The 18,131-nt window shown below is 57.5% G+C and carries 16 protein-coding genes; 6 read left to right on the forward strand and 10 right to left on the reverse strand.

Going from position 1 to position 18,131, the window contains the following annotated elements:
- The first annotated feature begins 175 nt into the window (after positions 1–175).
- Positions 176–778, forward strand: coding sequence for a peptide-methionine (S)-S-oxide reductase MsrA (msrA, locus tag ACR0FB_RS10870; RefSeq protein ID WP_480620680.1), 603 nt, complete (start codon positions 176–178; stop codon positions 776–778).
- Here the strand turns inward: msrA and ACR0FB_RS10875 are convergent.
- Positions 775–1,647 carry a ribokinase gene (locus ACR0FB_RS10875; protein ID WP_171724011.1) on the reverse strand — a complete coding sequence of 291 codons (873 nt, stop codon included), beginning with the start codon at positions 1,645–1,647 and terminating at the stop codon, positions 775–777. The genes msrA and ACR0FB_RS10875 overlap by 4 nt on opposite strands.
- 3 nt (positions 1,648–1,650) lie before the next feature.
- Positions 1,651–3,906, reverse strand: coding sequence for an NADP-dependent malic enzyme (locus ACR0FB_RS10880; protein ID WP_171724010.1), 2,256 nt, complete (start codon positions 3,904–3,906; stop codon positions 1,651–1,653).
- 161 nt (positions 3,907–4,067) lie between these two features.
- Here ACR0FB_RS10880 and mutS point away from each other — a divergent pair, with 161 nt between their 5' ends.
- Positions 4,068–6,683, forward strand: coding sequence for a DNA mismatch repair protein MutS (gene mutS / locus ACR0FB_RS10885; protein WP_480620681.1), 2,616 nt, complete (start codon positions 4,068–4,070; stop codon positions 6,681–6,683).
- A gap of 58 nt (positions 6,684–6,741) precedes the next feature.
- On the opposite strand, the gene ACR0FB_RS10890 is transcribed toward mutS, so the two are convergent.
- Together ACR0FB_RS10890 and hrcA are read right to left on the reverse strand one after the other, a co-directional pair.
- Entirely contained in the window at positions 6,742–7,305 is a 564-nt protein-coding gene (locus ACR0FB_RS10890; RefSeq protein ID WP_171116719.1) for a nucleotide exchange factor GrpE, read from the reverse strand.
- Positions 7,306–7,315: 10 nt separating this feature from the next.
- On the reverse strand, positions 7,316–8,380 hold the full coding sequence (gene hrcA, locus ACR0FB_RS10895) for a heat-inducible transcriptional repressor HrcA (protein WP_152459604.1): 1,065 nt from the start codon (positions 8,378–8,380) through the stop codon (positions 7,316–7,318).
- 112 nt (positions 8,381–8,492) lie between these two features.
- Between hrcA and rph the strand changes: the two genes are divergently transcribed.
- From rph to ACR0FB_RS10915, 4 genes are read left to right on the forward strand one after another with little or no spacing between them, the layout of a single operon-like run.
- A complete protein-coding gene (rph, locus tag ACR0FB_RS10900) occupies positions 8,493–9,206 on the forward strand; it encodes a ribonuclease PH (RefSeq protein WP_171635367.1) in 714 nt (237 codons plus the stop codon).
- Positions 9,203–9,817 carry an RdgB/HAM1 family non-canonical purine NTP pyrophosphatase gene (gene rdgB / locus ACR0FB_RS10905; RefSeq protein ID WP_171635366.1) on the forward strand — a complete coding sequence of 205 codons (615 nt, stop codon included), beginning with the start codon at positions 9,203–9,205 and terminating at the stop codon, positions 9,815–9,817. Before rph ends, rdgB begins: the two co-directional genes overlap by 4 nt.
- Positions 9,807–10,961, forward strand: a complete 1,155-nt coding sequence (hemW, locus tag ACR0FB_RS10910; RefSeq protein ID WP_480620621.1) for a radical SAM family heme chaperone HemW — start codon at positions 9,807–9,809, stop codon at positions 10,959–10,961. The genes rdgB and hemW overlap by 11 nt, the downstream gene beginning before the upstream one ends.
- A gap of 2 nt (positions 10,962–10,963) precedes the next feature.
- Positions 10,964–11,317 (forward strand): YbaN family protein, encoded by a 354-nt coding sequence (locus ACR0FB_RS10915; RefSeq protein WP_171724007.1) that lies wholly within the window; start codon positions 10,964–10,966, stop codon positions 11,315–11,317.
- On the opposite strand, the gene ACR0FB_RS10920 is transcribed toward ACR0FB_RS10915, so the two are convergent.
- Genes ACR0FB_RS10920 through rho form a run of 6 tightly spaced genes read right to left on the reverse strand, consistent with a single transcriptional unit; the run spans position 11,307 to position 18,107 of the window.
- Positions 11,307–12,203: a ParB/RepB/Spo0J family partition protein gene (locus ACR0FB_RS10920; protein WP_480620623.1), complete on the reverse strand. Its 897-nt coding sequence runs from the start codon at positions 12,201–12,203 to the stop codon at positions 11,307–11,309. The two genes, ACR0FB_RS10915 and ACR0FB_RS10920, sit on opposite strands and share 11 nt — an antisense overlap.
- Before the next feature lie 20 nt (positions 12,204–12,223).
- The gene (locus tag ACR0FB_RS10925) at positions 12,224–13,027 is read right to left on the reverse strand and encodes a ParA family protein (RefSeq protein WP_152459610.1); all 804 of its coding nucleotides are present in this window, start codon (positions 13,025–13,027) and stop codon (positions 12,224–12,226) included.
- Positions 13,020–13,637 carry a 16S rRNA (guanine(527)-N(7))-methyltransferase RsmG gene (gene rsmG / locus ACR0FB_RS10930; protein WP_480491786.1) on the reverse strand — a complete coding sequence of 206 codons (618 nt, stop codon included), beginning with the start codon at positions 13,635–13,637 and terminating at the stop codon, positions 13,020–13,022. The genes ACR0FB_RS10925 and rsmG overlap by 8 nt, the downstream gene beginning before the upstream one ends.
- Entirely contained in the window at positions 13,637–15,505 is a 1,869-nt protein-coding gene (gene mnmG / locus ACR0FB_RS10935) for a tRNA uridine-5-carboxymethylaminomethyl(34) synthesis enzyme MnmG (RefSeq protein ID WP_480486184.1), read from the reverse strand. Before mnmG ends, rsmG begins: the two co-directional genes overlap by 1 nt.
- Positions 15,506–15,517: 12 nt before the next feature.
- Positions 15,518–16,804, reverse strand: a complete 1,287-nt coding sequence (mnmE, locus tag ACR0FB_RS10940) for a tRNA uridine-5-carboxymethylaminomethyl(34) synthesis GTPase MnmE (RefSeq protein ID WP_171724003.1) — start codon at positions 16,802–16,804, stop codon at positions 15,518–15,520.
- 31 nt (positions 16,805–16,835) lie between these two features.
- On the reverse strand, positions 16,836–18,107 hold the full coding sequence (rho, locus tag ACR0FB_RS10945) for a transcription termination factor Rho (protein WP_171635359.1): 1,272 nt from the start codon (positions 18,105–18,107) through the stop codon (positions 16,836–16,838).
- Between the last annotated feature and the right edge of the window lie 24 nt (positions 18,108–18,131).

An 18,131-nucleotide genomic window follows, 5' to 3' on the forward strand; every position in this document is an offset into this window, starting at 1 on the left:
GACATCCGCCGCCGATAAACTTGCCTCACCAGACCGTGACATCAGATGTCAGGCAATTGAATGTCATTCGGGTTCGGGTCACCTTGGTGCCGAAAGGAGACCCGACATGTCACGAACCGCTTTTCTGGAAGCCTTCAAACCGGCCATTCTTTTCACCCTGATCACGTTGGCTGCGATGTTGCGCGCTCTGCCCGCCCCCGCGGCAGGGGCCGAAACGCTGACAGTTGCGGGGGGCTGTTTCTGGTGTGTTGAGTCCGATTTTGAATCGGTACCGGGCGTTGTCGGGGCTGTGTCGGGCTATACCGGCGGCAATTCGGCCAACCCCACCTATGATCAGGTCTCCAAAGGTAGCACTGGCCATTATGAAGCGGTTCAGATCACTTTCGATCCGGCCCGGGTGTCACGTGAAACGCTGCTGAACATGTTCTTCCGCTCGGTTGACCCAACGGATGCCGGTGGTCAGTTCTGCGACCGGGGCGACAGCTATCGAACCGCAATTTTCGTCTCTAACCCGAGCGAAAAGGCGTTGGCGGAACAGGCGAAGAAAAATGCAGAGCGGGCATTGGGCCAAAAGGTGGTCACCCCGATCCTGAACGCGGGCACGTTTTACCCTGCCGAGGCCTATCATCAGGATTACTACAAAGGGAACAAGCTGATCTTTACCCGCTTTGGGCCGAAACGTCAGCAAAACGCCTATAAAGCATATCGCAAAGCCTGTGGCCGTGACGCGCGTGTCAAACAGCTTTGGGGTTCAGATGCGCCTTTCGCCGGCTCTTAATCGAAGGACGCGTCGCGCACTTCTCTCAGATCGGGAATGACATCCGCAGTCCCGTGCCGCGTGACCATCAGGGCAGCGGCGCGGTTCGCTTGCAGAATGGCCTGTTCCATCGGCATTCCCCGATCCATTCCAGCCAGTACGTAGCCGGTAAAAGTATCACCTGCCCCGGTGGTATCCACGGCCTGCACCTTGTGGGCCGAAAATTCCACCGGGTCATTGCCCTGCTGCAAATACCGGGCACCTTTTGAGCCCAGCGTGACAATGACATGCCGCACGGGCAGGTCAGCCGCACCCATCCCGGTTTCCTGCCGCAATTGTTCGGCCTCGATCTCGTTCAGGATCAGGAAATCCAGATAGGGCAGAACCGCCTGAACCGCCTGTGCCTGAAACGGTGCAGCGGCATAACACACGGTCAATCCAAGTTTGCGCCCGAATTGCGCAGCTTCGACCTGTGCGTTGGTTTCATTCTGCAAGATCAGCAGATCACCGGTGCTTGCCGATGACAGCGCCTGCCCCAGATGGCTGATATCCAAAGCATGGTTGGCCCCCGGATAGAGGATGATCAGGTTCTCACCCTCGGCGTCCACCGCAATAATCGCGTGCCCGGTCGGCAGATCCACCTCAGAGATATAGCGTGTGTCCACACCATATTCCGTCAGTCGATCCTTCGCCCAGCGCCCATCATGCCCGACGGCACCGATATGGCTGACGCGTGATCCGGCCCGCGCAGCCGCCACTGACATATTGGCACCTTTCCCGCCAAGAAACCGGTCCAGCCCGTGGGCGGCCAGAGTTTCCCCTGGCGCAGGCAGATGCGGCAAGTCATAGACCATATCCGCGTTGATCGAGCCGAGGTTCCAGATTGTCATGGGTTACCCGATGTCGCACGAGGCCAGAATGGCCATGTTCAGAATATCGTTCGCGGTCGAGACGGTCGAGCAAATCTGAATCGGCTTGTCGACGCCCGACAGGATCGGCCCGATCACGGTGGCACCGCCCATTTCCTGCATCAGCTTGGTCGAGATGCTGGCCGAGTGCCGTGCGGGAACGATCAGGATATTCGCCGGACCGGTCAGACGCGAGAACGGATAGGCCGCTTGCTGTTCGACGTTCAGGGCGACATCCACCGTCATTTCACCTTCGTATTCAAAGTCGACGCCGCGCTGATCCAGAACAGCCGGGGCGCGGTGCATCTTTTCAGCACGTTCTGACACCGGATAGCCAAAGGTTGAGAAGCTGACAAAAGCCACGCGCGGCTCCAGCCCCATATGCCGGGCAACTGCGGCCGAACGTTCGGCAATATTCGCCAGATCGTTTTCGTCGGGCCATTCATGTACCAAAGTGTCGCCAATCAGGACAATCCGACCTTTATGCAACAAAGCTGTCACACCGGCGGCACCGTTGGCGGCATCGGCATCAAACACATGGTTGATCCGGTCGAGCACATGCGCGGACTTGCGGGTTGCGCCGGTGACCAGACCATCACCATGCCCATGGGCCAGCATCAGCGAGGAAAACACGTGCCGGTCCCGTGCGGCCAGACGGTGAATATCTTTACGGTCAAAGCCCTTACGCTGCAAACGCTCATAAAGGAAATTCGAATAGGTCTCGAGATGCGCGGTGTTGGCCGCATTCACGACCTCGATTTCACGCACAGCGTCGCCCAGGCCCGTGGCTTCCAGTTTGGTCTTAACATCGTCTGGCCGACCAACCACAAGCGCCTTGCCGAAACCTGACCGCTGATACATGACCGCTGCACGCAGCACGCGGGGATCATCGCCCTCAGCAAAAATCATGCGGCTTTGCGCCTGTCGCGCCCGGGCGTTCAGCCCGCGCAGGATGCTGGCGGTCGGGTCCATCCGGGATTTCAGACTCAGCTCATACGCGTCCATGTCGATGATCGGACGGCGCGCGGCACCGGTGTCCATCCCCGCCCTGGCAACAGCGGGCGGGATACGGTGGATCAGGCGCGGGTCAAACGGCGTGGGGATGATATAGTCCCGCCCAAAGGTCAGCGACTTGCCATAGGCCATGGCGACCTCATCCGGCACATCCTCGCGCGCCAGATTTGCAAGTGCGTGGGCACAGGCGATCTTCATCTCATCATTGATGGCGCGGGCATGAATGTCCAACGCACCGCGGAACAGGTAGGGGAAGCCCAGAACATTATTCACCTGGTTTGGATAGTCGCTGCGCCCGGTCGCCACGATGGCGTCCACACGGACCTCGTGCGCTTCTTCCGGGGTGATTTCCGGATCGGGATTGGCCATCGCAAAGATGACAGGATTGTCAGCCATGCTGGCAACCATATCCTGCGTGACCGCGCCTTTCACCGAAACGCCCAGGAACACATCCGCGCCCTTCATCGCGTCTTCCAATGTGCGCAGGTCGGTTGTGATCGCATGCGCCGACTTCCACTGGTTCATTCCCTCAGTCCGGCCCTGATAGATCACGCCCTTGGTGTCGCAGACGATGCAGTTTTCATGGCGGGCGCCCATCGCCTTGAGCAATTCGATACAGGCGATTCCTGCCGCCCCGGCCCCGTTCAGAACGATCTTCACATCCTCGATCTTCTTGCCCGAGATATGCAGAGCGTTCAGCAGACCCGCCGCGCAGATCACCGCTGTTCCATGCTGGTCATCATGGAAGACCGGGATGTCCATCTCTTCCTTCAGGCGCTGTTCGATGATGAAACATTCGGGCGCCTTGATGTCTTCCAGGTTGATGCCGCCGAAGGTCGGCCCCATCAGTCGAACCGCGCGGCAGAACTCATCCGGGTCTTCGGTGTCCAGCTCGATATCGATCGAGTTCACGTCGGCGAACCGTTTGAACAAAACGGATTTCCCCTCCATCACCGGTTTCGAGCCCAGTGCACCAAGGTTGCCAAGACCCAGCACCGCCGTCCCGTTCGAGATCACAGCGACCAGATTGCCCTTGTTGGTATAGTCATACGCGGTTTCCGGCGCCTCGGCGATGGCTTCACATGGGACAGCCACACCGGGGCTGTAGGCCAATGACAGATCCCGCTGCGTGGTCATCGGGACGGTGGCCTGCACCTCCCACTTGCCGGGGGTCGGGTCGAGGTGAAAGGCCAGCGCCTCTTCTTTGGTGATCTTCGCTTTGGGCATCGGATATGTCGTTTCTTTACATCTGTTGGGCTTTTGCCTCATAGCGCAGGCAAAGGCGCGTCTCAACGACAATACGTTTTCACCTTTCGTCGCAGGGGCCGGGTTTGTAAGGTCGCGCCGGAATACGCCAGAGGGGAGCAGCCTTGTCCAACGTCACGCCGATGATGGCGCAATACCTGGAAATCAAAGAGGCCCACGCGGATGCCCTGCTGTTCTATCGCATGGGCGATTTCTACGAGATGTTCTTTGAGGATGCCGTGAACGCCGCCGAGGCGCTGGACATCGCCCTGACCAAACGCGGCAAACACAACGGAACTGACATTCCAATGTGTGGCGTGCCGGTTCACGCCGCCGAAGGGTATTTGCTGACACTGATCCGCAAAGGGTTCCGCGTCGCTGTCTGCGAACAGATGGAAAGCCCCGCTGAAGCGAAGAAAAGAGGCTCTAAATCAGTCGTAAAGCGCGATGTCGTGCGACTGGTGACACCCGGTACGCTGACCGAGGATGCCCTGCTGGAAGCCCGTCGTCACAATTTTCTGGCTACCTATTCCGAGGTGCGCGACGAGGCCGCGCTGGCTTGGGCAGATATCTCAACCGGGGCGTTTCACGTGATGCCATTGACCTCGGTCCGGCTGAGCCCCGAGCTGGCCCGGCTGGCCCCATCCGAGCTGATCGTGGCCGACGGGGTGGAACAGCCTTTGCAGGAAACGGTACGAGATCTGGGAATTTCGCTGACACCAATTGGACGAGCCAGCTTCGACAGCACTGCGGCGGAAAAACGCATCTGCGGATTGTTTCATGTGAATGCTCTGGACGCGTTCGGGTCCTTCGGGCGCGCAGAAGTATCGGCGATGGGTGCCTTGATTGGCTATTTGGAGATTACTCAAAAAGGCAAACTACCCCTGCTGCAAACACCACTCAAGGAATCCGAGGACCGTGTTGTGCAAATCGACGCCGCCACGCGTCGCAATCTGGAACTGACTCGATCCCTGTCCGGCGGGCGCGCCGGATCGCTGTTATCCGTGGTGGATCGTACGGTCACGCCCGGCGGCGCACGGTTGCTGGAGCAGCGCCTGTCCAGCCCTTCGCGTACCCTCGATGTTATTCACGGACGGTTGGACGCGGTCAGTTTTGCCGCTGAAGACAGCCTGATCGCATCGGACCTGCGCGAGGCTCTGCGCAAAACTCCCGATCTGGACCGCGCCCTGTCGCGCCTGTCGCTGGACCGAGGCGGCCCGCGCGACTTGGCCGCCATCCGCAACGGGCTGGCGCAGGCGCAGGCAATTTCCGAAATCTGCGAAGGTCAGGACCTGCCGGTGCTGCTGGCGACTGCGGTGCAGAACCTTGTGGGCTTTGACGATCTGCTCGACCTGCTGGATCAGGCGCTGGTCGCCGACCCGCCGCTGCTGGCGCGCGATGGCGGCTTCATCGCGCCGGGTTTCGACTCCGAACTGGACGAGGCACGCACCCTGCGGGACGAAGGCCGCTCGGTCATTGCCGGGTTTCAGCAGAAATATGCGGAACATACCGGCATCGCTTCGTTGAAGATCAAGCACAACAACGTTTTGGGCTATTTCATCGAAACCACGGCCACCCACGCCGAGAAGATGCTGAACCCGCCCTTTTCCGAGACCTATATCCACCGTCAGACCACCGCCAACCAGGTGCGCTTCACCACGGTTGAACTCAGCGAGATCGAAACCCGCATACTGAATGCCGGCAACCTGGCATTGGAAATCGAAAAGCGGCTCTATCAAAGGCTTTCTGATGAGATTTTGAACCTCGCTGCGCGACTTAATCAAGCCGCCCGAGGGTTGGCCGAACTGGATATGACCACCGCGCTGGCAGATCTGGCCCGCGGTGAAAACTGGTGCAGACCACAGGTAGACGCGTCCCGGGCGTTCAGCGTTCAGGGCGGTCGGCATCCGGTGGTCGAGCACGCGCTGCGCCAGCAATCGGGCGATGCCTTCATCGCCAATGACTGCAACCTCAGCGCCGAGGACGGCGCCGCCATCTGGTTACTTACCGGTCCGAACATGGCCGGTAAGTCGACCTTTCTGCGCCAGAATGCGCTGATCGCCCTGTTGGCCCAGATGGGCAGCTACGTCCCGGCCGAGCAGGCGCATATCGGCGTGGTCAGCCAGCTTTTCAGCCGCGTAGGCGCGTCCGACGATCTGGCGCGGGGCCGGTCGACCTTCATGGTCGAGATGGTGGAAACCGCCGCCATCCTCAACCAGGCTGATGACCGGGCGCTGGTGATCCTGGACGAAATCGGGCGTGGCACCGCCACCTATGACGGCCTGTCCATCGCCTGGGCCACGCTGGAACATCTGCACGCCGCCAACCGCTGCCGCGCGCTTTTCGCCACGCATTACCACGAGCTGACCGCGCTGGCCGGTAAACTGGAAGGCGTCGAAAACGCCACCGTCGCGGTCAAGGAATGGGACGGCGAGGTGATATTCCTGCACGAGGTCCACAAGGGCGCCGCCGACCGCTCCTATGGCGTGCAGGTCGCGCAATTGGCCGGGCTTCCCGCATCCGTGGTCGAACGCGCCCGCGTGGTTCTGGACCAGTTGGAGAAAACGGAACGCGAGGGCGGCAAGCAGAAGGCGCTGATCGACGATCTGCCGCTGTTTTCCGCCTCACCGCCCCCGCCGCAGCCGGTCCCGAAAGCGTCGCCAGTCACCGATATGCTGGACCAGATCCTGCCGGACGAACTGACCCCGCGCGAGGCCCTCGATCTGATCTACAAACTGAAAGAGGCGGCCAGATCCTGACCGCCCCTTCATCTTTTCCCAAATACTCTCGCCGAAGGCACGCGCCCTTGGGCGCGTTTCAGCTTGCCGGGGTTGACGACACGCCCACCTGTGCCGGGCGCAGCAGACGATCGTGCAACATGAACCCTTCGGCGGACACCTGAATGATGTCTCCTGCCTTGGTTCCGGGGACAGGCGCCTCGAACATGGCCTCATGCACGTTCGGATCAAACCGGTCGCCCACTTCGGGTGTGATCACTTCGATTCCGTGCTTCTGGAACACGTCCTTCAAGGCGCGCATGGTCAATTCGACGCCTTCCAGCAAACCAGCAGCCACTTCTTTCTGCTCATCCGTCGCAGCTTCCAGGGCGCGCTTCATGTTGTCATAGACGGGCAGCATATCGCGGGCCAGCTTGGATCCGCCATACTGTTCCGCATCGCGGCGCGCCTTGTCGCTGCGCTTGCGCATGTTTTCGGCATCCGCCAGCGCGCGCATGAACTTGTCTTTATAGTCATCCCGTTCGGCCCGCAGCGCGTCCAGTTCCAGTTCTTCTTCACTGATATCCATCAGCTCTTCGGCCAGCTCTTCGGCCTCGGCGGTTGCGATATCGTCCAGAAAATCTTCATTCTTCGGCTCTGCCATCTTTTACCCTCTAGCTCCGGTCGGATATCAGCTTGCCGACCAGTTGCGCCGTATAATCCACGATCGGTACGATCCGCCCATAATTCAGACGTGTGGGTCCGATAACCCCCACCGCACCGATTATCTTTCGATCAGCGTTCATATAAGGAGACACCACCAAAGAGGAACCCGAAAGTGAGAAAAGTTTGTTCTCAGACCCGATAAAAATGCGCACACCCTCGCCTTCCTCGGTCAATTCAAGGAATTCGGCGATGTCTCGCTTGCGCTCAAGGTCATCGAACAGGGTGCGGATGCGGTCAAGTTCCTCGGCCTGACCGGGTTCGTTCAAAAGATTCGCGCGCCCGCGCACAATCAAACGGGCCGAGTCGCTTCCGTCTCCGTCCCAAACGGCCATTCCGCTTTCGACCATCTCACGGGCCAGAGTGTCGATTTCCTGCTTGCGCGCATCGATCTGCGTCTGCATTTGCCGCCGCACTTCGCTGAGTGTCCGTCCCTCGATAAGTGCGTTCAGGAAGTTCGCGGCCTCGCGCATGGAACTGGGTGTTTGCCCAGGCGGCGGCGTGAACAGCCGGTTTTCCACATGTCCGTCCGAGAAAACCAAAACCACCAAGGCCCGATCATGGCCCAGAGAAACAAATTCGATATGTTTGATTTCCGATTCATGCTTGGGCGTCAGAACCAGCGAGGCCCCTTGTGTCACGTTAGACAAGGCAGAGCCGACACGGTCCAGCATTCCACCAACATCACCCGTGTTAGAGCCTAATGTCTGCTCCAGTTTCTGCCGGTCATCGGCACCCAGGTCACCGACCTCAAGCAATCCGTCCACAAACATTCGCAGGCCTTGCTGCGTCGGGATTCGGCCGGCGCTGACATGGGGGCTATCCAGAAGGCCCAGAAACTCCAGATCCTGCATCACATTGCGGACAGTTGCAGCGCTGACTTTTTCTGACAACGTACGCGTCAAAGTACGGCTGCCGACGGGCTCTCCGCTTTCCAGATAGCTCTCGACAATCAGCCGGAACACTTCGCGTGACCGGTCGTTCATCTCGTCCAGAATCTTGCTCGCTTCGCTCATCCGTGTTCCCCTGCTCGTTCGTCATTAAATAGCAGGCAAATGAAAGGTCAATCGGGGTTGCATCGTAACGCTGCGGGGCGTTATCCCCAACCCAGCAAACAAAGGAATTCCGATGCGACCCTCTGGAAGAGATTTAAGTGAAATGCGCGCCGTTTCAATCGAGACGGGAGTCACGAAACATGCCGAAGGTTCCTGCCTGATCAAAATGGGCGACACCCATGTTCTGTGCACCGCTACGATCGAAGATCGCGTGCCGCCGTTTATCAAGGGCTCGGGCCTGGGATGGGTCACAGCCGAATACGGCATGCTACCCCGTGCCACCAATACGCGGATGCGGCGCGAGGCGGCCGCGGGCAAACAAGGGGGCCGCACGGTCGAAATCCAACGCCTGATCGGCCGCGCCCTGCGCGCCGGTGTGGATCGAGTTGCATTGGGCGAACGTCAGATCACCGTGGACTGCGATGTGATTCAGGCCGATGGCGGCACTCGCTGCGCCTCGATCACCGGCGGTTGGGTTGCGCTGCGTCTGGCGGTGAACAAGCTGATGAAAGCGGGCGATGTAATCTCGGACCCCCTAGTGGACCCTGTAGCAGCTGTGTCCTGCGGAATTTATGCCGGTCAACCGGTTCTGGATCTGGATTACCCGGAAGACAGCGAAGCCGGCGTCGACGGCAACTTCATCATGACCGGATCCGGCAAACTGATCGAAGTGCAGATGAGCGCCGAAGGCTCGGTCTTCAGCCGCACCCAAATGGATCAACTGATGGATCTGGCGGAAAAAGGCGTTTCCGAACTGGCGGCCGCGCAAAAGGCCGCCACCGCATGACCCGCAAGTTCGACGGCGACAGATTGCTGGTCGCCACCCACAACAAAGGCAAGCTTGAGGAGATGACCCATCTGCTCGAGCCCTTTGGCGTGACGGTCGTGGGCGCGGCCGAGATGGACCTGCCTGAGCCGGAAGAGACTGAAGACACATTTGTCGGCAACGCCCGGATCAAGGCCCACGCCGCCGCACAGGCCACCGGACTTCCCGCCCTGTCGGACGATTCCGGGATCACGATCGACGCGCTGAACGGCGCGCCGGGTGTATACACGGCCGACTGGGCCGAAACCGGAAATGGCCGCGATTTTCTGATGGCCATGACTCGCGCCCATGATGAGCTCGAAGCAAAAAACGCGCCGCACCCTCGCACGGCCCAATTCCGCTGCACTCTGGTTCTGGCCTGGCCCGACGGGCACGACGAAGTGTTCGAAGGCGTCGCGCCCGGTCATCTGGTCTGGCCGATCCGCGGCAAGGATGGGTTCGGCTATGACCCGATGTTTGTCCCCGACGGCTACGACATTACCTTTGCTGAGATGGATCGCTGGGAAAAGAACAAGATCAGCCATCGCGGTCGCGCGGTGGAAATGTTCGTGAAAGGCTGCTTTGGCGGATGATTGGCGCAACGGGGGCTTTGGCCTGTATGTGCATTGGCCCTTTTGCGAGGCCAAATGCCCCTATTGCGACTTCAACAGCCATGTTTCAAAAAATATCAAACAAAAACAATGGCTTAGAGCATATCTGTCCGAACTCAAGCGATCTGCTGCCGAAACGCCCGACCGGGTTCTGAACACGATCTTCTTTGGCGGCGGCACCCCGTCACTGATGGCGCCCGAGACCGTGGCCGCCGTGATCGACACCGCCCGCGCCCTGTGGCGGCCCGCCAATGACATGGAAATCACGCTCGAGGCCAATCCCGGTTCGGTCGAGGCCGGGCGGTTCGCCGCCTATCGCGATGCGGGCGTGAACCGGGTTTCGATGGGCATTCAGGCAATGAATGACGAAGACCTGAGGCGGCTGGGTCGCATCCACACCGCGGCAGAGGCCCGCGCCGCCTTTGACATCGCCCGCAACTGTTTCAACCGGGTCAGCTTTGACCTGATCTATGCGCGCCAACACCAGACACTGGACGCCTGGCAAGAGGAACTGACCCAAGCGCTATCGATGGCCATCGACCACCTGTCGCTCTATCAATTGACGATCGAAGACGGGACGGCCTTTGGGGATCGATACGCCGTCGGTAAGTTACGCGGCTTGCCCGAAGATGACAGTGCCGCCGACATGTATCTGGCCACGCAGGAAATCTGCGAAGCACATGGCTTGCCGGCCTATGAAGTTTCGAACCATGCCCGACCGGGCGCAGAATCGCAGCACAACCTGATTTACTGGCGGTATGGCGACTATGTGGGAATCGGCCCCGGCGCCCATGGGAGGATTACCCTGAATGGTCGGAAATACGCGACCGAAACCTATCTGAACCCCCAGCGTTGGCTTGATGCCGCGAATCAAGGCAATGGTGAAAAGAACCGCAGCGCATTGCCCCTTGAAGATCAGGCAAATGAATACCTTATGATGGGTATGAGAATTTCTGAGGGACTAGATATGGACATGTGGCAAGCCTTGTCTGGCCGCTCTCTTCCTTCTGAAGCCATAGATCATCTGACCGACATCAACATGGTTCGGCGCAGCAACGAGCGCCTCATCGCCACATCAGACGGGCGCGCCGTATTGAACGCAGTCATCCGGGAGCTGTTGGACTGAGCATGCAGTATCTTTGGGCCGGACTGGGATTGCTTTGTGTTGCTATGGCGGCTGTTGGAGTTGTCCTGCCCCTTCTTCCAACGGTGCCTTTTCTTCTGCTTGCCGCGTTTTTCTTCGCCCGCTCATCCTCGCGGCTGCACAATTGGCTTGTGACCCATAACCTTTTTGGGCCACTGATTCTTGATTGGCAAAGTTCCGGTGCCATTCGACCAGCCGCAAAAAAGGCGGCAACCGTCTCGATCGCCGCCGTTTTTGGACTCTCTGTTTTGTTGTCAGCACCGCCTTTTGTGTTGATCATTCAGGCGGTTGTACTGGGCGGTGTCATGATCTTTATCTGGTCACGGCCTAACGGCTGAGCTTGGCGCACAAGTCGTCCAGCTGATCCAGGTTTTCGTAGGTCAGAACAACTTGTCCCGTTTCCGTTCCGGCCTTGTGATTGATTGAAACTTTCATCGCCAGGATCGCGGACAGGTCTTTTTCCAACGCACGTGTGTCTGCATCCTTTCCAGCATCCAGATTTCTGGAGCGCGGCGCAGAACGCTCGGCAGTGCCTTGCTGCTGTTTTTTGACCAGAGCCTCGGTTGCGCGCACCGACAAGCCATCCTTGACGATCTGTTTCGCAAGTTCCGACGGATTCTCCGCCGTAATCAGCGCCCTGGCGTGGCCCGCAGATAATTTGCCTTCAATAACAAGGGTTTGAACATCCAACGGCAAGGACAGAAGCCGCAAAAGATTTGCGATGTGGCTGCGGCTTTTACCCAGGGCCTCGGCGAGCTTTTCCTGTGTGTGACCAAACCGGTCCATCAACTGCTTGTAGCCGGCGGCCTCTTCCACCGCGTTCAGATCCGCGCGTTGGATGTTTTCGATAATCGCAACTTCCAACACTTCCGTTTCATCGAATTCACGCACAATCACCGGGATATCATGCAGCTGCGCCATCTGTGCCGCGCGCCAACGGCGTTCCCCCGCGACGATTTCGTATTCATCGGACCCCGTCGAGCGAACGATCAACGGCTGAATAATACCTTTTTCCTTAACCGACGCTGCCAGCTCGTCCAGCTGCTCGGGCATGAATGTCCGGCGCGGCTGGTTGGGGTTGGCTTTCAGCTTTTCAATCGGGACTTTCAGATCCGGTCTGCGTGCATCCGTTGAAATCCGGCCTTCTGATTCAGGATTCACATCCGCCATAAGGGCAGACAACCCCCGCCCCAAACCTCTGGACTTTGCTTTCTTGGCGCTCATGTCGCCCTCCTCGTTCCCGCTCAGGCAGCGGTCTTATTGTTCTTGTGCAAGATCTCACGAGCAAGATGCCGATAGGCCATGGCCCCAAGCGATCCCGAGTCATATTGCAAAACAGGCAGCGCATATGACGGCGCTTCGCTGACCCGCACATTTCTGGGTATCTTCGTTTTAAAGACCATCTCACCCAGATTGTCACGCGCGTCCTTTTCAACCTGACGGGACAAGTTGTTGCGGTTGTCATACATGGTCAACACAATACCTTCGATTCTCAGATCTGGATTCGCCGTTTGGCGGACCTCTCGAATCGTCAGCATCAGCTGTGAAAGCCCTTCAAGAGCAAAGAACTCGCTCTGCAGCGGAACAAGCACCGAATGCGAAGCAACCATTGCATTCACGGTCAACAAGTTTAAGGATGGCGGGCAGTCAATAAGCACGAAATCCAGTTCAAACGCATCTATGGCTGGCTGCCTCAAAGCATCATGCAAAAGATAGCTGCGTTTTTCGTTGGAGATCAGTTCAATATCGGCGGAACTCAGATCAACGGTCGCCGGAACAACGAAAAGACCTTCGATTTCAGTCTCCTGAACGACGGCTTCCAATGGCGCGTCGTCGAGGATCAAATCATAAGTTGTCCAGTCTCGATCTTCGACACCCAAACCTGTCGAAGCGTTCCCCTGCGGGTCAAGGTCAACCACCAGCACCCGACACCCGGATTCGGCCAATCCTGCTGCAAGGTTGATCGCTGTGGTTGTTTTTCCGACCCCGCCCTTCTGATTGGCAACAGCAATTATCCGAGGCCCTGAAGGTCGAGACAAATCAACCACGTGATACTCCATTTATCTTAAGGATAACGGCTTGAGGTTCAGTTAAACTTGTAATCGCCTCAGCCTCGAAATTCCATTCCTCACGTGCGTCTTCCAGCTCTTTTTTCCAATTTGCGCCTTTGGGCAACAACGCTGTCCCGTTGGTGTGTAAATGCCTGTCACAAAAGGACAACAGGGTGCGCAAGTCAGCCAGTGCTCGAGCAGAAATTATGCTTGCAGCCAAAGGATCAACCGATTCAATCCTTTTTGAGATCACCGTGCATTTTATGCCGCATTCCCGCGCAACACTGCGCAAGAAAGCTGATTTCCGCTGGTCGCTCTCGATCATATTGAATGCGGCGCCTGGGTTTTCTTCCGCAGCGATGATGGCGCAGACCATACCAGGGAATCCGCCTCCGCTTCCCAGGTCTGCCCAGGTGTCAAAACTGTCAGCGCACCGATAGACTTGCACCGAATCAAGTATATGCCGATCCCAGATATGCTCCAAACTGTTCTTAGACACGAGGTTGATCTTAGAATTCCAACGCTTCACCAGATCAACATAGGTCACGAGGCGATCGAATGTTTCACGTGAAACATTCAGGTCTTCAAACTTCGAATAATCAACCATCATGCCTGACGAGCTCTTTGATCCCGGCGCAGTTTTGCCAGAACGAGCGTCAGCGCTGCCGGAGTAACGCCCTCGACACGGCTTGCCTGAGCGATATTGGCGGGTTTGGCCTGCGACAGCTTCTGTTTCATCTCCGAAGACAGGCCGTCCAAGGCAAAATAGTCGAACTCATTCGGGATAACATAGGATTCATCCCGCTTCATTGCTTCGACATCCCGCTTTTGTCTGGCAATGTAGTTGGCATACAAGGCGTCCCTCTCGATTTGAAGCCTGATCTTTGGGTCAACGTCCTGCAAATCAGGAACGAGAGGCAACAAATCTTCAAATGAGGTATCGGGAAACGCCAGAATTGCCATCCCATCCCTTCGGTTTCCGTCCTGATTAACGTTTATACCGGCAGCGAGAACTTCCTTAGGCGTATAAGTGCGTTCCGTCAGCTTTGACTTCACACTCTCAAGTTGGTTCATTTTATCTTCGAACTGAACCTTACGACCTTCTCCGACGCACCCCAATTCCAAACCAAGCGGAGTCAGTCGTTGATCAGCATTGTCGGCACGCAGAGATAGCCGGAACTCCGCGCGTGACGTGAACATGCGGTAAGGTTCGGCAACTCCTCGAGTCGTTAAATCGTCGATCATTACGCCAATATAACTGTCGGATCGTGTAAAATGGATAGGCTCCCGCCCTTGGGTCTCTAACGCCGCGTTGAGTCCGGCCACCATGCCCTGAGCCGCAGCTTCCTCATATCCTGTGGTCCCATTTATCTGGCCCGCTAGATATAGTCCGGGAACAGCCGGCAAGGATAAAGAAGCACTCAGGACGCGCGGATCAACATAGTCGTATTCGATTGCATATCCCGGTTGCAGAATCTCTGCATTTTCCAAGCCTTTGATCGACCGCACATAGTCCAGCTGAACATCCTGGGGCAGAGATGTCGATATGCCGTTCGGATAGATTGTGTGGTCGTTGACCCCTTCGGGTTCAAGGAAGATTTGATGCGATTCCTTGTCGGCGAAGCGTACGATCTTGTCTTCGATCGAAGGGCAGTAACGCGGGCCTACCCCATCGATGTGACCGCCATACATGGCAGATTTCGAAAGATTCGCCGCAATGATCTCATGAGTTCGCGCATTTGTATGCGTAATTCCACAAGAAATCTGAGGCGCGACAACGGATTTCGACATGAAAGAAAACAGGGTTGGTTCATCGTCGCCGTCCTGCCTTTCAAGATCGGACCAATCAATGCTCCGCCCGTCCAGACGCGGTGGTGTTCCGGTTTTCAATCGCCCCATGGGAAGATCATATCCATCCAACCGCTCAGCCAGTTTGATGGAAGGCCGATCCCCCATTCTCCCTCCTGGGCGAGACACGTCACCGATATGGATGACGCCCCTTAGAAACGTACCGGACGTCAAAATAACGGCGCGCGCGGAAAGTTCTGATCCATCGGAAAGAACAACACCTGCAACCTTTTCGCCGTTCATCAGGAAATCGACAACCTCGCCGACAACGACGGACAGGTTATCCTGCTTCTCCGTTACCTGTTGCATGGCAAGACGATAAAGGGCGCGATCCGCCTGCGCTCTCGGCCCCTGAACGGCTGGCCCCTTTCGACGGTTCAATAATCGAAACTGAATGCCCGCCTGATCCGCCACCCGACCCATGACGCCATCCAAAGCGTCAATCTCACGCACAAGATGGCCTTTCCCCAAACCGCCAATCGCTGGATTGCAGGACATGACGCCAATGTCCGTTGCGGACAGCGTCACCAGCGCAGTTGTAGCACCCATTCTGGCTGATGCATGAGCGGCCTCGGTTCCGGCGTGACCTGCGCCGATGACGATGACATCAAACTTCGAATGTTTCACGTGAAACACTCCTTATTTTCCCAAACAGAAGCTGGAGAAGATTTCATCCAGCAGAGTTTCCACGTCAATTCTGCCCACCAAGGATTCAAGGGCGCGTATGGCGGTTCTCAGCTCCTCTGCCGCTATATCATACAGGTCTGGGCCTGATTCCAGAACCGAGATTGCAGATGTGAGTGAGTCCAATGCTCTGGTGATTGCAATGCGGTGACGTTCCCGAGTTGCAATACCATGGGTAGTGGTTCGCTGGCGCAAAACACACGATATCTGGTCTACTAACGCATCTATTCCCTGGCCAGATTTCCCTGAAACACCCTTTTCCCCGATCCCTCTAAGATCTGCTTTGGGCAAAACATGTATATCATCTTCCCGCATCTCCACCCCCAGGTCCTTCGGTGTTTCAGACAGGAAAACGCGAAGGTCGGCGGCCTCTGCTCTGCTGCGCGCAAGCTCGATACCCAGGTTTTCGACATGATCTTCGGTCTCTCGCAGGCCTGCCGTATCCAGCAAGGTCACCGGTAAACCAGCCAGATCCATTCGAACTTCGATCACATCGCGCGTGGTCCCGGCATATTCCGAAGTAATGGCCGCCTCACGGCCTGCCAAAGCATTCAAAAGAGTGGATTTTCCCGCATTTGGAAGGCCGACGATCGCAACCTCGAACCCTGTACGAATTCGCTCGGCAATCTTGACGCCATCTGCTTCGCGATGAAGGTCCGACATGACGCCTTGGATCAGCTCGCGCACTTCCGGCGTCACATCGGTTGGAACTTCTTCATCAGCAAAATCGATGACAGCCTCCAACAGGGACGCAGCCCGTATCAAATCCCGACGCCACCGTTCAGCCAACGTGCCCAGCTCGCCCGCCAGAATGGTCTGAGCCTGCTTACGTTGTGCTTCCGTTTCTGCATCGATTAGATCGGCCAGGCCTTCGACCTGAGTCAGGTCCATCTTGCCGTTTTCCAGCGCCCGTCGTGTGAACTCACCCGGTTCAGCGATGCGCAATCCTTCCGTATCCGACAGGCAACGCAGAACGGCGTTAACAGAGGCGGTGCTTCCATGAATCTGAAGCTCGGCCACGTCCTCACCGGTAAAACTGGCCGGGGCCTGGAAGGTCAAGACCAATCCGTCGTCCAAACGTGCTCCGCCATGATCGGTCAGAGTGCGCAGGACCATGCCACGCTTTGGCAGCGCACCCCCCGTCAGGCGCGCCGCAGCTGAATGAGAGTCCGGACCCGAGAGGCGGATGACCGCCACCCCGGCTTTGCCCTGCGCGCTGGCCAAGGCGAATATCGTATCCATTCGAAGGCCTCGCTAGAGTTAAAGACCAGTGTCAGGTGTTCATGGAATCGAAGAATTCGCTGTTTGTCTTTGTCTGCTTTAACTTGGACAACAAGAACTCGATTGCGTCGGTCGTGCCCATCGGGTTGAGGATACGCCGCAGAACGAAGGTCTTGGCCAGATCGCCCTTGTCGACCAAAAGATCCTCTTTCCGCGTGCCGGATTTGAGAATGTCGATGGCCGGGAACACTCGCTTGTCCGCGATCTTGCGATCCAGAACGATTTCCGAGTTTCCAGTACCTTTGAATTCTTCAAAGATGACCTCGTCCATCCGGCTGCCGGTATCAATCAGTGCAGTTGCGATGATGGTCAGCGAACCACCCTCTTCAATGTTCCGCGCCGCGCCAAAGAAACGCTTGGGCCGTTGCAGGGCGTTTGCGTCCACACCACCGGTCAGAACTTTACCCGAGGATGGGACCACTGTGTTAAAGGCCCTACCAAGTCTTGTGATCGAATCAAGAAGAATAACAACATCTCGTTTATGCTCGACCAAACGCTTGGCTTTTTCGATGACCATTTCCGACACAGCCACGTGGCGCGTCGCGGGTTCATCAAAGGTCGAGGATACCACCTCGCCCTTCACTGAACGCTGCATGTCGGTGACTTCTTCCGGGCGTTCGTCGATCAGCAGGACGATCAGGTAGCATTCCGGGTGGTTGCGCTCGATCGAGTGCGCGATGTTTTGCAGGATCACCGTCTTACCGGTGCGCGGCGGCGCCACGATCAACGACCGCTGGCCCTTGCCGATCGGCGCGACCAGGTCGATCACCCGTGCAGACTTGTCCTTGATGGTCGGATCCTCGATCTCCATCTTCAGCCGCTCATCCGGATAAAGCGGCGTCAGGTTGTCGAACAGGATCTTGTGCCTGGCCTTTTCCGGGTCTTCGAAGTTGATCTTGGTCACCTTTGTCAGCGCGAAATAGCGCTCATTCTCATCCGGGGCTTTGATCTCGCCTTCCACGGTATCCCCTGTCCGCAATGAGTGCTGGCGGATCATCTCGGGTGAGACGTAGATGTCATCCGGGCCGGGCAGATAGTTCGCCTCGGGCGAGCGCAGGAAGCCGAATCCGTCCTGAAGCACTTCAAGCACGCCATCGCCACCAACGGTCCAGCCTTCATCGGCGCGTTCACGCAGGATCTGGAACATCATCTCGCCCTTGCGCATGGTCGAGGCGTTTTCAATCTCCAGCTCTTCGGCCATCGCCAGAAGGTCTTTGGGGCTTTTGGCTTTCAGATCAGCAAGATTCAGGGATTCGGTTGTCATGATATATACCTTCACCGCTGACAG

It is taken from the genome of Ruegeria sp. P10 (assembly GCF_056534925.1).

Excerpts from the sequence above, each read along its gene's own strand:
- msrA (WP_480620680.1), top strand. The coding sequence starts at position 176 with ATGTTGCGCGCTCTGCCCGCCCCCGCGGCAGGGGCCGAAACGCTGACA.
- ACR0FB_RS10875 (WP_171724011.1), bottom strand. The coding sequence starts at position 1,647 with ATGACAATCTGGAACCTCGGCTCGATCAACGCGGATATGGTCTATGAC.
- ACR0FB_RS10880 (WP_171724010.1), bottom strand. The coding sequence starts at position 3,906 with ATGCCCAAAGCGAAGATCACCAAAGAAGAGGCGCTGGCCTTTCACCTC.
- mutS (WP_480620681.1), top strand. The coding sequence starts at position 4,068 with ATGATGGCGCAATACCTGGAAATCAAAGAGGCCCACGCGGATGCCCTG.
- ACR0FB_RS10890 (WP_171116719.1), bottom strand. The coding sequence starts at position 7,305 with ATGGCAGAGCCGAAGAATGAAGATTTTCTGGACGATATCGCAACCGCC.
- hrcA (WP_152459604.1), bottom strand. The coding sequence starts at position 8,380 with ATGAGCGAAGCGAGCAAGATTCTGGACGAGATGAACGACCGGTCACGC.
- rph (WP_171635367.1), top strand. The coding sequence starts at position 8,493 with ATGCGACCCTCTGGAAGAGATTTAAGTGAAATGCGCGCCGTTTCAATC.
- rdgB (WP_171635366.1), top strand. The coding sequence starts at position 9,203 with ATGACCCGCAAGTTCGACGGCGACAGATTGCTGGTCGCCACCCACAAC.
- ACR0FB_RS10915 (WP_171724007.1), top strand. The coding sequence starts at position 10,964 with ATGCAGTATCTTTGGGCCGGACTGGGATTGCTTTGTGTTGCTATGGCG.
- ACR0FB_RS10920 (WP_480620623.1), bottom strand. The coding sequence starts at position 12,203 with ATGAGCGCCAAGAAAGCAAAGTCCAGAGGTTTGGGGCGGGGGTTGTCT.
- rsmG (WP_480491786.1), bottom strand. The coding sequence starts at position 13,637 with ATGGTTGATTATTCGAAGTTTGAAGACCTGAATGTTTCACGTGAAACA.
- mnmE (WP_171724003.1), bottom strand. The coding sequence starts at position 16,804 with ATGGATACGATATTCGCCTTGGCCAGCGCGCAGGGCAAAGCCGGGGTG.
- rho (WP_171635359.1), bottom strand. The coding sequence starts at position 18,107 with ATGACAACCGAATCCCTGAATCTTGCTGATCTGAAAGCCAAAAGCCCC.